Origin of the sequence: Buchnera aphidicola (Neophyllaphis podocarpi) (assembly GCF_964059055.1) — a bacterium.
Classification (GTDB): domain Bacteria; phylum Pseudomonadota; class Gammaproteobacteria; order Enterobacterales; family Enterobacteriaceae; genus Buchnera_M; species Buchnera_M aphidicola_A.
This window is the reverse complement of the sequence record NZ_OZ060386.1, coordinates 14057-29865: the sequence shown is the minus strand read 5'-3', so window position 1 is coordinate 29865 and position 15809 is coordinate 14057. Positions and strand designations below refer to the sequence as shown.

Sequence of the window (15809 nt, the reverse complement as noted above, 5' to 3'; positions counted from 1 at the left end):
ATAAATTTAAATATATAAAAATTTAATCTTATAAAATTTAAATATTTTTTAAATTAAAAAAACAAAGATAGGAAAATAAAATGATTGATAATATAAATATTTTAATACTAGCAGCAGGAAACAGTACAAGAATGAAATCATCCATACCTAAAATGTTGCATAAATTATCAGGTAAATTTATTTTACAATATGTTATAAATATAGCTAAAAAAATAAATAAAAAAAATATTTTTATTATTTATAGCAATAATTTAGTAAAAAAAACAATAAATGATAAAAATATAAATTGGATTAAACAAATAGAAACATTAGGTACAGGAAATGCTATTAAAGAATCAATAAAAAAAATCAAAAACAAAAAAAACAAAATTTTAATATTATATGGAGATGTTCCTTTAATATCAATAAAAACAATTAAAAAATTAATTAGTAATATATCAAATAAAACTATTAAATTGATTACTGCTAAATTAGATAATCCATATGGATATGGTAGAATAGTTAGAAAAGAAAACAATGTTATAAAAATTGTAGAACAAAATAATGCTACAATCGAAGAATTAAAAATTAAAGAAGTAAATTCAGGAATATTTATAACAGACATAAAATATTTAAAAAAATGGATAAAACAAATTAACCTAAATAACACAAAAAAAGAATATCTAATTACAGATATAATACATATAGCATATAAAGAAAAATTCAAAATTATAACAGTTCAACCAAAAAATAAAATAGAAATTATGGGAATAAACAACAAATTAGAATTATATAATTTAGAAAAAAAACAACAAAAAGAAAAATTAAAAAAAATGATCTTATCTGGAGTAATAATAAAAGATATAAAAAACTGTTATATCAGAGGTAAAATTAAATACGGAAAGAATTTGGTAATCGATTCAAATGTAATTATAGAAGGAAAAGTAACATTAGGAGATAATATAACAATTGGTACAGGATGCATAATAAAAAATAGTATCATCAAAAATAAATGTGAAATTAAACCATATTCTATTCTTGAAGATGTAATTTTATATGAAAATTGCAGTATTGGACCTTTCACGCATTTAAGACCTGGTACTATAATTAATGAATCAAATTCTATAGGAAATTTTGTAGAAATTAAAGATTCTGTAATAAAAAGCAAATCTAAAATAAAACATTTAAGTTATATAGGAAATAGTAGTATAGGATCCAAAGTAAATATAGGAGCATTTTTTGTTACTTGTAATTATGATGGAATAAATAAATCAAAAACAAAAATAGGAAATAATGTTTTTATAGGATCAAGTACTCAAATAGTTGCTCCAATAAAAATAGTAGATAAAACTACTATAGCTGCAGGAACAACAATTATTGAAAATACACAAACACCTGGATTAATTTACAATAAAAAAATACAAAAACATAAAAAATACTGGAAGATATCAAAAAAAACAAAAAACAAATAATTTATAATTTAGACTTAATATTAAAATAAAAAAAATATAAAAAAGAGGATAAAAAATATTTATGTGTGGAATTATTTGTGCAGTTTCAAAACACAATATTTTAAATATTCTACAAGATGGATTGAGATATCTAGAATATCGTGGATATGATTCATCAGGACTAGTCATAGCAAATAAAAATTTAAAAATTTTTAATATTATAAAATCTTCTGGAAAAACTATAAATTTAATAAAAAAAATAAAAAATAAAAATATATCAGGTAATATTGGTATGGCTCATACTAGATGGGCTACACACGGAAAACCTTCTGAAAAAAATGCACATCCTCATATATCAAATAATATAATTGTAGTACACAATGGAATTATAGAGAACTATGAAAATTTAAAAATAAAACTAAAAAACAAAGGATATAAATTTTCTTCAGAAACTGATACTGAAGTTATAGCTCATTTAATACATTTAGAACAGAAGAGAAAAGGAGGAACATTATTAGAAATTGTACAAAAAACATTAAAAAAAATAAAAGGGACATATGGATTAGTAGTAATGGATAAAAATAATTTGTCTGTATTAATAGCAGCTAGATCTGGTAGTCCTCTATGGATTGGTCTAGGAATACAAGAAAATTTTATATCATCAGATCAATTAGCTTTATTACAAGTAACAAAAAAATTAATATATTTAGAAGAAGGTGATGTTGCAGAAATTACAAAAACAAAGGTTAAAATTTTTGATAAAAAAAGAAAACTTATTGAAAGAAAAAAAATTAACTCAAAATTAAAAAAGGAAAACATAAAAAAAGGAATATACAAATATTATATGCAAAAAGAAATATATGAACAACCAAAAGCAATAAAAAACACTATTTATAAAAAAATTAAAAATAATTCAATTGATTTATCACAAATAAACATTAAAACTCAAAATATATTTAAAAAAATTAAACATGTACAAATAGTAGCTTGTGGAACATCATATAATTCGAGCATGGTTGCAAAATATTGGTTTGAAGACCTAGCAAATATAGCATGTGATATAGAAATAGCTTCAGAATTTAGATATAGAAAAGTAGTAGTTAGAGATAAAAGTTTATTTATAGCAATATCTCAGTCAGGTGAAACTGCAGATACATTAGAAGCTTTAAAAATTTCAAAAAAGTTAAATTATATAGGATCTTTAGCAATTTGTAATATAGATGGATCGTCTTTAATAAAAGAATCAAACTTTAATATGTTAACAAAAGCGGGCATAGAAGTTGGAGTAGCTTCAACAAAAGCATTTACCACACAATTAGCATTATTATTAGTAATAATAGCAAGTATTATACAAATAAAAAAAAATAATATGCGTACAGTAATAAACATAATTAATTGTTTAAAAAAATTACCAAATAGAATTAAACAAATTTTAAAATATAAAAATAAGATAAAAAACTTAGCAAAAAAAATATATAATAAAAAATATATAATTTTACTAGGAAGAGGAATTAATTACCCAATAGCTATAGAAGGAGCTTTAAAATTAAAAGAAATTACTTATATAAATGCAGAAGCATATGCTGCTGGAGAATTAAAACACGGACCTATAGCATTGATAGAAAAAAATGTACCAATTATTGTAATTGCACCAAACAATAAATTAATTGAAAAAATCAAGTCAAATATTGAAGAGGTAAGTTCTAGAGGAGCTTCAGTTTATATTTTTACTGATAATAATTCTCATTTTAAAAAAAATATGAGAATTATTAAATTACCATGCGTAGAAGATATGATTTCACCTATATTTTACAGTATTCCTATGCAATTGTTAGCATATTACATAGCAGAAATTAAAGGAAACGATATAGATAAACCTAGAAACTTAGCAAAATCAGTTACAGTAGAATGAAAAAATAATTTATTTAATAACTAAAAATATAAGAAAAATTTTTTTGTATAATATTTATACATCTATAGCCATTCTTAATTTTTTCATTGCATTTTTTTCTAGCTGACGTACTCTCTCAGCAGAAATACCATAATCATTTGCTATCTCTTGTAATGTAATCTTATTATTTTTATCTAACCAGCGAGATCTAATAATATAACGACTTCTTTTATCTAATTTAGATATAGCATTACTAAGTTTGTTTGTGGCATGAGTTTCCCAGTTGTCTTCTTCTAATAAAAGAGAAAAATTAGAATATAAATCTTGTAGATAACAAGGTGTAGAATTTAAAGATTTTCCATCAAAATAATCTTCTTCAGGAGTAGGATTAAAAGTAATATCTTGAGCTGACATACGAGATTCCATTTCACGTACATCTTCACTACTAACACCCAATTCCTTAGCAACTGCGTCTACTTCTTCTTTATTAAACCAACCTAATCTTTTTTTTGTTTTACGCAAATTAAAAAATAATTTACGTTGAGATTTAGTAGTAGCAACTTTAACTATTCTCCAATTACGTAAAACATATTCATGTATTTCGGATTTAATCCAATGAACTGCAAATGAAACTAATCTTACACCTATTTTAGGATTAAATCTTCTGACAGATTTCATCAAACCAATATTACCTTCTTGAATTAAATCAGCTTGTAATAAACCATACCCTGAATAATTACGAGAAATATGAATAACAAATCTAAGATGAGATAAAATCAAAGTCTTAGCAGCATTTAAATCACCATTGTAATATAAATTTACTGCAAGAGATTTTTCTTCTGCAGCAGATAACATAGGCCAAGAATTTGCTGCTCTAATATAAGCATCTAGATTACCTAATGGAACAACGGACAAAATTTGCATTTTATTAATCATGTAATCCTCGTAACTTAATATTATTACAATAAAATATTAAAATATAGTATAATTAATACAATTTATTAATTTTAATTATAATTAAACACAAAAATTATAGTAAATTTTTAAAAAATCTAAAAAAAATAAAAAAATCAAATCAACAATTTATAAGAATAAAGAATTAATAAAATTGCTAGTATTAAAATCTTGTAAATCAGATATTTTTTCTCCAATAGATATATATCTAATTGGTAAATTAAATTTATTAGCAGCACAAAATAAAATTCCACCTTTTGCTGTACCATCTAATTTAGTAATTGCTAATCCTGTTATATTTAAAAATTTATTAAACAGTTGAATTTGACTAATAGAGTTTTGCCCATTACAAGCGTCAATAACTAATAATATTTCATGAGGAGCTTTTAAATCTATTTTCTTAATTACACGTACAATCTTTTTTAGTTCTTCCATTAAATTTAAATTAGTTTGTAACCTTCCAGCTGTATCAGCAATAAGTACATCTATTTTTTTAGATTTAGCAGAACATATTGCATCAAAAATAACAGAAGCTGAATCTGATCCTATTTTTTGAGAGACCATATGAACTGAGTTTCTAACAGCCCAAATCTGTAATTGCTCTATTGCTGCAGGTCTAAATGTATCTCCGGCAGCCAACATTACAGACTTACCTTCTTTTTTAAATTTATGAGTTAACTTAGCTATTGTAGTAGTTTTTCCTGAACCATTAACGCCTACAACTAATATAACAAAAGGTTTATGCCTATTAAAATTAATTCTTTGTTCTGACTTAAATAAAATATCAAACATTTCTTTTTTTAACAATGAATAAATATATTTTTTATTGTTATAATGTTTTATGTTTATGTTTTTTTTTAATTTTTTAATAATAAAACTAGAAGTAGTATATCCAACATCAAAGAGTAATAGTTCATCTTCAATCTTTTCAAATAATGAATCATCTAATTTTTTTTTAAACAATAAATTAATCAATCCATTGCTAAATTGTTCCCTGGTTTTATTTAACTTCTCTTTTAATTTAGTTAAAAATTTATTAGGTTTTTTAAAATTTGATATAATTAAATTATTATTTAATTTAAATAATACTGTATTATTAACATTTTTTTTCTTTTTAATATTATTATTTTTAATATCTTTAACTAATTTTTTTTTTGTTAAAATATTAATATTGTTTTCTTTATTAATTAAAATATTTGGGTTAATATTTAATTTATCAGAATTTAATAAATTATTTTTGGTAGATAAAATATTTTTATCTAATTTATTATTCGAATTATTTTTAGAACTAGTACTATTTAAAATATTTTTTTTTGAAATTTTTTTATCTGACTTAAGTGCATTTTTTTTAAAATTAAAAAAAGAAAAAAAAGATTTTTTATTATTTTTTGGCATAAATAATATAATCCTTAATAACAATAATTAATTTTATAATTATAAAATAAATACAAAATTAACTAAATAAAAATATTCATAATTACTAAAATGAATAAGAAAAATAAAAATGATGATTAAAAAAAAAATTAGAATTATTAGCGGTAAATTACGCCATAGAAATATAATAACAATTGAAAATAAAAAAATTAAACCAACCAAAAACATAATAAAAGAAACTGTATTTAATTGGTTAAATAATAAAATTATAAATTCAAAATGTTTAGATTGCTTTGCTGGAAGCGGAAGTTTAGGAATAGAAGCAATATCTCGAAATGCAAAATCAGTTACATTTTTAGAAAAAAATAAAAAAATAGTAGAAAACATAAAAAACAACATAAAAAAATTAAAGATTAAAAATGTTAAATTAATTCATACAGATACAATATCATGGTTAAAAAAAAAAATGAAAAATATGATATAGTATTTATAGACCCTCCTTTTGAAAAAAAATTAATAAATTTAACAAGTTATTTATTAGAAAAAAATGAATGGTTAAATAAAAAATCTTATATATATATAGAATACAAAAAAAAAACAAAAATAAAAATTCCTAGTAGTTGGTTTTTATATAGAAAAAAAACATCTGGAACAATCAATTATAGTATTTTTTTAAAAAAGTAAAAAATAATTGATTTAATTAAAATATAAAAATTAATAAAATATTTTATAAATAGGAGAATAAAATATGTCTACTAAAACACTAAAATATAATACTGATTTAAAAACATTTTGCAAAAATCCAACAAAAATCTTAAACTTAGCAAAAGAAGGAATAGTAGAAATATTGAAAGAGAAAAAAACTATTATATATGTAGTTTCTCCTAAAATATTAGATAAATTAATATTTATTAAGAATGAATTCTATAAAATTAACAAGAAAAATAATGAATACATAACAAAAAAAACAGATAAAATAAAAATAAATAATAAAATAAATATAGGAAAATTTTTAATGCATAATAAATGGATTCCTGATGAAGACTTTTTAAAAAAAGCAAAAATATGGGGAATAGCATTAAAAAAAACAGCAACAAAAAATGAACTAGCACTTTTTATATCATATTGGAAAGCAGAAAAACGTTTTTTTCATCATATTCAGTGGCAACAAAAACTAGCAAGAAGTCTACAACAAAGCAGAAATTTAAATTATTCAAATAACAAAATAAGAGATATAAATAAACTTCCAAAACCAGATCAATATATTCCTGAAGGTTTTAGAGGAAAATAATGAAAAATAATATAAATATTTTAAAAAGATTAAAAAAATTAATACCTAAGCATATAAAACCAAAATTTAACAATGATTTAGAATTATTAAGCTGGAATCAAAAACAAGGAAAAATATATTCAAAAACAATGATACGCGAAAATAAAGCAATGAAAATGCAAAGTATATTAGGAAGATCAGGAATTAGAGAATTATATATGAATTGTTCATTTGATAATTACAAAATAGAAAATAAAGGACAGAAAAGAGCTCTGGAAGCAGCTAAAAAATATGCAAAAGAATTTAATGGAAATATAGCTAGCTTTATATTTTCAGGAAGACCTGGAACAGGAAAAAATCATTTAGCATCAGCTATAGGAAATCACTTAATTTTAAATGGAAAAAATGTGTTAATTGTAACTGTAGCTGATTTAATGTCAAATATGAAAGGAACATTTAACGGTAATAGTAATATTACAGAAGAAAATTTATTAAATAATTTAAGTAATGTAGATTTATTAATGATTGATGAAATAGGAATACAAACAGAATCTAGATACGAAAAAGTAATAATAAACCAAATAGTAGATAGAAGATCATCATCCAAAAGACCTACAGGAATGCTATCTAATTTAGATTATAAAGGAATGAAATCTTTATTAGGAGAAAGAGTAATAGATAGAATGAGATTAGGAAATAGTTTGTGGATAACATTTGAATGGGAAAGTTTTAGAAAAAATGTAAAAGGAAATGAATATTGAAATATTATAAAAAATATTTCAATATAGTCTTTAAAAAAATTATTTCACTTCATCCTCGATACATATTCCTCCGAAATTGTATTAACTTTTATAATATGCCCGTTTTCAATAAAAGAAGGTACCTTTATTATAACTCCATTGCTTAAAGTAGCTAATTTACTATTTGAACTAATAGTATTATTTTTAAAAACAGAATTTGTATTAACTATTTTTAAATAAACAAATTTATTAGGAGTAATAGAAATGGGCGAATTATTCCATAAAGTTACACAACAATCATTTTGTTTAATTAACCAAATTTTACTTTTACCAACTATTTCTTTTTCAATAGATATTTGGTCGAACGTTTCTTTATTAAAAAAAAACCAATTTTTGGTATTATTATACAAATAGGTTACCGTTATATCTAAAATGTTAGCAGATTTAAAAGAATCAATAGATTTTAAAGTTTTTTCAATTAATTTTTTAGTAATCAAATTACGCATTTTAACTCGAGAAAAAGCTTGACCTTTTCCTGGTTTTACAAATTGATTATATTCAATAACATGAGGTTTATCATTAAATATGATTTTTAAACCAACATAAAAATCGTTAGAAAAATAAACTGTCATAATTACCTTTATATTTTATATTAAAAAGATGAAAATAATTTTGAATAAATTAAATATGAAAAATAGTATTAATAAAAAAGATTGGTTAAAAGAATTAAAAAATGTTATTACCAACTATGATCAACTAATTGAAATTTTAGAATTAAAAAAAAATAAAAAAAAATTAAATGATCTTAATACAAAAAAAAATAATTTTCCTATTAGAGTACCTTTAAATTTTGTTAATAGAATGAAAAAAAGAAATTCTAAAGATCCTTTACTTTTACAAGTATTAATTCAAAAACAAGAACAAATAATTTCAAAAAACTATAGCAATGATCCGATAAAAGAAAATATTAGCATTAAATTACCAGGGTTATTACATAAATATAATAACAGAGTATTATTAATAATAAAAACAAATTGTGCTATTAATTGCCGTTATTGTTTTAGAAAAAATTTTCCATATCAAAATAATTTAGGAAATAAAGAAAATTGGAATAAATCAATTAACTATATAAAAAATAAACATGAAATTGAAGAAGTAATTTTTTCTGGCGGAGATCCTTTAATGGCTAAAGACCATGAATTAAAGTGGATTATAAGTAAAATAGAAAAAATTAAACATATAAAAAGAATAAGAATTCACACTAGACTTCCTGTAGTAATACCTTCAAGAATTACAAATGAATTATGTGAGATATTCAATAAAACTAAATTAAAAATTATAATGGTTACACATATTAATCATCCTAATGAAATTAATAATGAATTTAAAAAAAATATTAGTATTTTAAAAAATAAAACAGGAATAAACATACTAAATCAAAGTGTAATGTTAAATGGAATAAATAACGATGTACAAATTTTAAAAAAATTAAGTAACAAACTATATGAATCAGAAATAATACCTTATTATATACATATTTTAGATAAAGTTACAGGATCTTCTCACTTTTTTGTTTCAAAAAAAGAAGCAATATCAATTATTAAAAAACTAACAGAACAAATTTCAGGTTTTTTAGTACCAAAATTAGTTCAAGAAAAAAATAATAGAAAAAGTAAAACATTAATAAACTTAAATATGAAATAATTTACTAAAAATGAAGCCACTTTATAAAATTTTAAAAATTTTAAAAAAGTGGCTTCAAAAGAAATTTGTATTTAAAATATTTTTAACAAAAAATAATTAATTATTTATGTATATAGAATACAAAAATAAAATATTACATCATACCGCCCATACCGCCCATACCACCTGCTCCAGGATTACCACCGCTTAAATCTGGTTTATCTTCTTTAGGCAAATCAGTTACCATACATTCTGTTGTAATCATTAACCCAGCAACAGAAGCAGCATATTGTAGAGCAGATCTTGTAACTTTAGTTGGATCTAATATTCCAAATTTAATCATATCTCCATATTCATGAGTTGCTGCATTATATCCATAATTATTTTTACCATCTTTTACATTATTTGTTACTACTGATGGCTCTTCTCCTGAATTAGAAACTATTTGACGTAAAGGAGCTTCCATAGCACGAACTGCAACACGTATCCCAACATTTTGATCTTCATTTTGACCTAATAAATGAGATATTTTTTCTGCAACTCTAACTAAGGCAACACCACCACCAGGAACTACGCCTTCTTCAACAGCAGCTCTTGTTGCATGTAGAGCATCTTCTACTCTAGCTTTTTTTTCTTTCATTTCTACTTCAGTTGCAGCACCAACTTTTAATACAGCTACTCCGCCAGAAAGTTTAGCTAATCTTTCATTTAATTTTTCTTTATCATAATCAGAAGTAGCTTCTTGTACTTGTTGACGAATTTGATGAATTCTACTTTGAATAGCTTTTTTATTTCCAGAACCGCCTATAATTGTAGTAGTATCTTTATTTATAACTACTCTTTTTGCTTGACCTAAATCATCTATATTAGATTTCTCTAAATCCATAGCTAGTTCTTCAGAGATAACAACACCTGATGTTAAAATAGAAATATCCTGTAACATTGCCTTACGACGATCTCCAAAACCTGGAGCTTTAACAGCTGCTACTTTTACAATACCTCTCATTGAATTTACAACTAAAGTAGCTAAAGCTTCTCCTTCTAAATCTTCTGCAATAATTAATAAAGGTTTACTAGATTTAGCAACAGATTCTAATAAAGGAAGCAATTCTCTAATATTAGATATTTTTTTATCTGCCATTAAAATATAAGGATTTTCTAATTCTACTATACCTGTTTCTGGTTTATTTATAAAATAAGGAGATAAATAACCTCTATCAAACTGCATACCTTTTACAACTTCTAATTCGTCCTGCAATCCAGTTCCTTCTTCTACTGTTATTACTCCATCATTTCCAACTTTATCCATAGCTTCAGCTATTAAAGATCCTACTTTTTCATCTGCATTAGCAGAAATGGTACCAACTTGAGTAATAGCTTTAGAATCAGAACAAGGTACAGAGAGTTTTTTAAGTTCATCTACAGCATTGATTACTGCTTTATCTATTCCACGCTTAAGATCCATAGGATTCATACCAGCAGCAACAGCTTTTAATCCTTCATTAACTATTGCTTGAGCTAACAAAGTAGCTGTAGTAGTACCATCACCAGCAGCATCATTAGCTTTAGACGCAACTTCTTTAACCATCTGTGCGCCCATATTTTCAAACTTATCTTCTAGTTCAATTTCACGTGCAACAGATACACCGTCTTTAGTTATAGCAGGTGCTCCAAAAGATTTATCTAAAACTACATTTCTTCCTTTAGGACCAAGAGTAACTTTCACTGCATCGGCTAAAACATTTACGCCTTTAAGCATTTTTACACGTGCGTCATTACCAAACTTTACGTCTTTAGCTGCCATTTGACATTTCCCTTAAATGCATTTTTGATTGATATAAAATTTGTTAATATATTATTACTAAAAAAATTAAAATAACTATTATTTATTCTTCAACTATTGCTAAAATATCACTTTCTGTAAGAATTAATACTTCTTCATTATCAATTTTTTCAGTTTTAGCACCATAACCTTCATTAAAAATTACAGTATCTCCTAATTTTACATCTAATGGTTTGATATTTCCATTATCTAATACACGACCATTTCCTACAGCAACAACTTTACCTCTAGTAGATTTACCCGCAGCAGAACCTGTTAATACAATTCCACCTGCAGATTTAGATTCAACTTCTTTACGCTTAACAATTACACGATCGTGTAATGGACGAATTTTCATTTAATTATATCTCCCCTTGTAAAAATTTTGATATATCGTTAAAAACTGATTCACAAGTTTTTCTACAAGATGAATCTTACTTCTATATATATGGATAAATATGAAGACTTTCAAGGGTTGTATTAAATATTTTAAAAAAAAATTATTTACTTATATTTTAATTTTAATTGACACAATTTATATAAATATGATAGAGTTTTTATTAGTTTAATTTAATAAAATTACTTTGTATAAAATGACATAAAGCCCGAATAGCTCAGTTGGTAGAGCAAGGGACTGAAAATCCCTGTGTCGGTGGTTCAATTCCACCTTCGGGCAGCAAAACTATAAATAATTTAAAAGAAATAAAAAAATAAAATATATTATTTTCCAATACAAAATTTAGAAAATATTCTACCTAACAAATCATCTGAAGTAATTTTACCAGTTATTTCGTCCAAGAATTTTTGAGAAATAATTAAATCTTCAGCTAACAATTCATAATTAAAGTATTTTTTCCAGTAAGTATAAGCTTTACAAATTTTATTATATGCTAATTTAATGGATTCTAAGTGACGTCTTCTAGCTAAAAAACTACCTTCAAAACTACAATTATTTGTTGTAATAAAATTTAAATGTTTTAATAAAATGTCAACCCCTTTATTATTTAAAACTGATAAACTAATTGAATAAAAATTATTATGTTTTTTTATTTTAGGTATTTCATTAATTTTATCTATTTTGTTTAAGATTAAAGTAACATTAACTTTGTGAGATATTTTTTTTGTAAAATCTGAATATAATTCTAATTCATTTATATCTTTAGAACTTTTATCTACGACAAATAAAATATGATTAGAAGAACTAATTTCTTTCCAAGTACGATCTATACCAATTTTTTCTATATAGTTAGAAGTATTATGAAAACCAGCAGTATCAACTAATTCTACTAAAATACCATTTTTCAAACTGATAAATTCACGTAATAAATCTCTAGTAGTACCTTTTATATCTGTAACTATAGCTGAATCACGCAAAGATAAAGAATTAAAAAGACTAGATTTACCAGAATTTGGTTTTCCCACAATTATTATTTTAAAACTTTCTTTAAGAACACTACCTATTTTAGATTTGTTTTGAATATATTGTATTTTATAAATTATATTTTTAAGTTTATTAGTAATAAAATCATGTGAAATAAAGTTACCAGATTCTTCAACAAAATTTATTTCTGTCTCTAAAAAAACTCTTAATTTTGTTATTATACTTGATAAATCATTAACTTTCCTAGAAAAAACACCACTTAAAGAATTAATTGAAGCTCTAACTGCATGCTCTGAAGTTGCTTGTATCAAATCACAAATTGCTTCTGCTTGAGTCAAATCTATCTTACCATTTAAAAAAGCTCTTTCTGAAAATTCTCCAGGTTTAGCTATACGAATTCCTTTAATATATAAGATATTTTTAATAATTAAATCCAAAACAATCTGTCCTCCATGAGCATGTAATTCCAATGTATCTTCACCAGTAAATGAATTAGGAGAAGGAAACCACAAAGCAATTCCTTTATCTATAATATTACCATTAATATCAAAAAAATTTAAAAAAGATGCATATCTAGGTTTAGGTATTTTTTTTAGTATTTTTAATGAAACTATATTAGACCTTGTGCCAGAAACACGTATTATACCTATACCTCCTTGACCAACTGGTGTTGCTTGGGAAGTTATAGTATCTATATCTGAAACAAACATAACTAATTTTTCTCTTATAAAATATTAAAATTTTATTTAATAATATTAAATAAAAAATAATTATTTTAGATTAATATTCTTATTTAAAATTTTAAAAATTAATTTTTGTTGTATAATAGTAACTAAATTACTTGTTATATAATATAAAACTAAACCAGAAGGAAACCATAAAAAGAAGACTGTAAAAATAACAGGCATAAAATTCATTATCTTTTTTTGTAAAGGATCAGTAACTGAGCTAGGAGACATTTTTTGAATAAAAAACATAGTAATACCCATTAACACAGGTAATAAAAAATAAGGATCTTGAGAAGATAAATCTTTTATCCAAAATAAAAAATATGCATGACGTAATTCAATAGAACTCATTAGCATATAATACAATGCTAAAAAAATTGGCATTTGAATTATTACCGGAAAACAACCACTAAAAGGATTTAGTTTTTCTCTCTTATATAAATCCATAATTTCTTTACTTATACGTTGTTGGTCATTTTTAAAATTACTTTTTATTAAATCTATTTTAGGTTGTAAAATACGCATTTTAGCCATAGATACGTATTGAGATTTAGTTAAAGGATACATAATAGCTTTCATAATAAAAGTAATTGCTATTATAGACCATCCCCAATTTCCTAATAAACTATATAAAAAACTAAGAACTTTAAAAAGAGGCTGAGATAAAAACCACAAAAAACCGTAATCTACAGTTAAATCTAAATAAGGAGATATTGTAGACATTATATTTTGGATTTCTGGTCCTACCCATAAAATTGATTGAGAAAAATAATTTTTTTTAGATTTTAAAATTATTTTATCTGACTTATATCCTATAACAGCAATATCTTTATTATCCTTAAAAGTATAAAAATTATTAATTAATGATGTATCAGGAATCCAAGCAGAAACAAAATATCTTTCTAACATTGCTATCCATCCACTTTTTGTAATAATATTCAAATTATGATTATTTTCAATTTTATCAAACTTATATTTAGTGTATTTGTTAGTATCACTAGAATAAGCAGCACCACGAAAAGAACTAATAGTTAAATTTTTATTTTTAAAATCTAGACTATTTTTTGGTAAATTAATACTTTGTTTTAATTCACCAAAAATAGAAAATTCTAAATTTTTATTAGAATTATTCAAAATATGATGTTCAACACTTATATCATAAGATCCTTTTTTAAAAACATAAATTTTATTATATATAATATTTCCATCTATAGATTTCCAACTAATTGGTACTTGTAACTTATCATCCTTAGCATTTATTAAATAATTAAAATTGTTTGACTTATTATCTGATGGAAGCAGACTATTAAATAATAACGAATTTTTATCAAAAAAAGATATTCCACTATGAGCTATATATGTAAAATAATCAAAATTTTTTAATAAAGTAAAAGGTTTATTGGAGTTTAAAGATTCATTATATTTTAATAAAGAAACTTTTTCTATATCTCCATTATTTTTATTAATAAACACATCTAACACATCAGTTTTTACATGAATAAAATTTTGATAATTAAATACATCTAAATCTTTATTTATTATATTATTTTCATTTTTAACTAAATTAGTGTCTTTATTTAAATACCAATTTTGCCAGATAAAAAAAGAAAATATAAAAAAAATTAATATTAAAAAATTTCTTCTTAAACCCATTATTTTAATTCTCTGCTATCATCAATGTCTGATGTTTTACTATTATTATTTAATATTATATTATAATCTCCTGAAGATAGAGGATTACATTTAAATATTCGTATTATTATTAAGAATAAAGCTTTACATAAGTTAAATCTAACTAACATTTGTATCGCGTAAGATGAACAAGAAGGGTTAAATCTACAACACGAAATCATAAAAGGATTAATTAAATTTTGATACATACGAATAAAAAGAATTAATAATTTGGAAATACATAATAATTCCATAAATTCCCCAAATTTCTATTTAAGATTATATTACTTATATTAGAAATATTACTAGTAAAAAGTATTATATAATCCATTTTTATTAAATCATATTGCAGTTTTCTAAAACTTTCACGTACTAATCTTTTTATCCTATTACGATCACAAGATAATTTAATATATTTTTTTGAAATATTAATACATAATCGAGGATATTCTAAGTAACTTAAACGACTTAAAATTATCATTTGAAATGCTTTTATTCTAAAAAAAAAATGATTCTTATAAACTTTATTAATATCAACATAATTTAATAAACGTAATTTTTTAGAAAAAAAATAATTTTTGTTCATATTTTTAAAAAATTATTTTGAAGAAACAGTTAAGCGCTGTCTATTTTTAGAACGACGTCTAGATAAAATATTTCTTCCATTTTTTGTAGACATTCTCATACGAAAACCATGATCTCTTTTACGTTTTAATACAGAAGGTTGAAAAGTTCTTTTCATGTTATATTTACCTATAATTTTATATTACTAAAGATATTTTTAAAATTTATAAGATATAGTATTATATTAGTATAATGCAATTATGTATAATCAATCAACTTCTATTTAATTTAAAATCATAAT

Annotated in this window: 15 protein-coding genes, 1 tRNA gene and 1 pseudogene; 7 read left to right on the top strand and 10 right to left on the bottom strand. The window is 22.9% G+C overall.

Annotation, left to right across the window (positions count from 1 at the left end; genetic code table 11):
- Positions 1 to 80 precede the first annotated feature (80 nt).
- Positions 81 to 1451 (top strand): bifunctional UDP-N-acetylglucosamine diphosphorylase/glucosamine-1-phosphate N-acetyltransferase GlmU, encoded by a 1371-nt coding sequence (glmU, locus tag AB4W60_RS00145; protein WP_367676165.1) that lies wholly within the window; start codon positions 81 to 83, stop codon positions 1449 to 1451.
- A 61-nt stretch (positions 1452 to 1512) separates the two neighbouring features.
- Entirely contained in the window at positions 1513 to 3342 is a 1830-nt protein-coding gene (glmS, locus tag AB4W60_RS00140) for a glutamine--fructose-6-phosphate transaminase (isomerizing) (protein ID WP_343188666.1), read from the top strand.
- A gap of 54 nt (positions 3343 to 3396) precedes the next feature.
- On the opposite strand, the gene rpoH is transcribed toward glmS, so the two are convergent.
- Complete coding sequence (gene rpoH, locus AB4W60_RS00135) at positions 3397 to 4257, bottom strand: RNA polymerase sigma factor RpoH (protein ID WP_367676164.1); 861 nt, start codon at positions 4255 to 4257, stop codon at positions 3397 to 3399.
- Between the two features lie 147 nt (positions 4258 to 4404).
- Positions 4405 to 5670, bottom strand: coding sequence for a signal recognition particle-docking protein FtsY (gene ftsY / locus AB4W60_RS00130; RefSeq protein WP_367676163.1), 1266 nt, complete (start codon positions 5668 to 5670; stop codon positions 4405 to 4407).
- A gap of 109 nt (positions 5671 to 5779) precedes the next feature.
- Between ftsY and rsmD the strand changes: the two are divergent.
- From rsmD to dnaC, 3 genes and pseudogenes are all read left to right on the top strand, one after another.
- Positions 5780 to 6333 (top strand): annotated as a pseudogene (gene rsmD, locus AB4W60_RS00125) (16S rRNA (guanine(966)-N(2))-methyltransferase RsmD).
- A gap of 64 nt (positions 6334 to 6397) precedes the next feature.
- Positions 6398 to 6940: a DnaT-like ssDNA-binding domain-containing protein gene (locus tag AB4W60_RS00120; RefSeq protein WP_367676162.1), complete on the top strand. Its 543-nt coding sequence runs from the start codon at positions 6398 to 6400 to the stop codon at positions 6938 to 6940.
- On the top strand, positions 6940 to 7680 hold the full coding sequence (gene dnaC / locus AB4W60_RS00115; protein ID WP_343188662.1) for a DNA replication protein DnaC: 741 nt from the start codon (positions 6940 to 6942) through the stop codon (positions 7678 to 7680). Before AB4W60_RS00120 ends, dnaC begins: the two co-directional genes overlap by 1 nt.
- 44 nt (positions 7681 to 7724) lie before the next feature.
- Here dnaC and efp read toward each other — a convergent pair whose 3' ends face one another.
- On the bottom strand, positions 7725 to 8291 hold the full coding sequence (efp, locus tag AB4W60_RS00110) for an elongation factor P (protein ID WP_343188661.1): 567 nt from the start codon (positions 8289 to 8291) through the stop codon (positions 7725 to 7727).
- 28 nt (positions 8292 to 8319) lie between these two features.
- On the opposite strand from efp, the gene epmB reads away from it, so the two are divergent.
- Positions 8320 to 9363, top strand: a complete 1044-nt coding sequence (gene epmB, locus AB4W60_RS00105; RefSeq protein ID WP_367676161.1) for an EF-P beta-lysylation protein EpmB — start codon at positions 8320 to 8322, stop codon at positions 9361 to 9363.
- A 133-nt stretch (positions 9364 to 9496) separates the two neighbouring features.
- Here the strand turns inward: epmB and groL are convergent, their stop codons facing one another.
- Together groL and AB4W60_RS00095 are read right to left on the bottom strand one after the other, a co-directional pair.
- Positions 9497 to 11146 carry a chaperonin GroEL gene (groL, locus tag AB4W60_RS00100; protein WP_343188659.1) on the bottom strand — a complete coding sequence of 550 codons (1650 nt, stop codon included), beginning with the start codon at positions 11144 to 11146 and terminating at the stop codon, positions 9497 to 9499.
- 82 nt (positions 11147 to 11228) lie between these two features.
- Positions 11229 to 11522, bottom strand: a complete 294-nt coding sequence (locus AB4W60_RS00095) for a co-chaperone GroES (RefSeq protein ID WP_343183092.1) — start codon at positions 11520 to 11522, stop codon at positions 11229 to 11231.
- Positions 11523 to 11767: 245 nt separating this feature from the next.
- Between AB4W60_RS00095 and AB4W60_RS00090 the strand changes: the two genes are divergently transcribed.
- Positions 11768 to 11840: transfer RNA gene (locus AB4W60_RS00090), tRNA-Phe, on the top strand.
- A gap of 44 nt (positions 11841 to 11884) precedes the next feature.
- Here AB4W60_RS00090 and mnmE read toward each other — a convergent pair.
- From mnmE to rpmH, 5 genes are read right to left on the bottom strand one after another with little or no spacing between them, the layout of a single operon-like run.
- Entirely contained in the window at positions 11885 to 13255 is a 1371-nt protein-coding gene (gene mnmE / locus AB4W60_RS00085) for a tRNA uridine-5-carboxymethylaminomethyl(34) synthesis GTPase MnmE (protein WP_367676160.1), read from the bottom strand.
- A gap of 60 nt (positions 13256 to 13315) precedes the next feature.
- The gene (gene yidC, locus AB4W60_RS00080; RefSeq protein ID WP_367676159.1) at positions 13316 to 14926 is read right to left on the bottom strand and encodes a membrane protein insertase YidC; all 1611 of its coding nucleotides are present in this window, start codon (positions 14924 to 14926) and stop codon (positions 13316 to 13318) included.
- Positions 14926 to 15198, bottom strand: a complete 273-nt coding sequence (gene yidD / locus AB4W60_RS00075; protein ID WP_343188656.1) for a membrane protein insertion efficiency factor YidD — start codon at positions 15196 to 15198, stop codon at positions 14926 to 14928. The genes yidC and yidD overlap by 1 nt, the downstream gene beginning before the upstream one ends.
- Positions 15168 to 15530, bottom strand: a complete 363-nt coding sequence (gene rnpA / locus AB4W60_RS00070; protein WP_367676158.1) for a ribonuclease P protein component — start codon at positions 15528 to 15530, stop codon at positions 15168 to 15170. The genes yidD and rnpA overlap by 31 nt, the downstream gene beginning before the upstream one ends.
- Positions 15531 to 15542: 12 nt before the next feature.
- Positions 15543 to 15686 (bottom strand): 50S ribosomal protein L34, encoded by a 144-nt coding sequence (gene rpmH, locus AB4W60_RS00065; RefSeq protein WP_343188654.1) that lies wholly within the window; start codon positions 15684 to 15686, stop codon positions 15543 to 15545.
- Between the last annotated feature and the right edge of the window lie 123 nt (positions 15687 to 15809).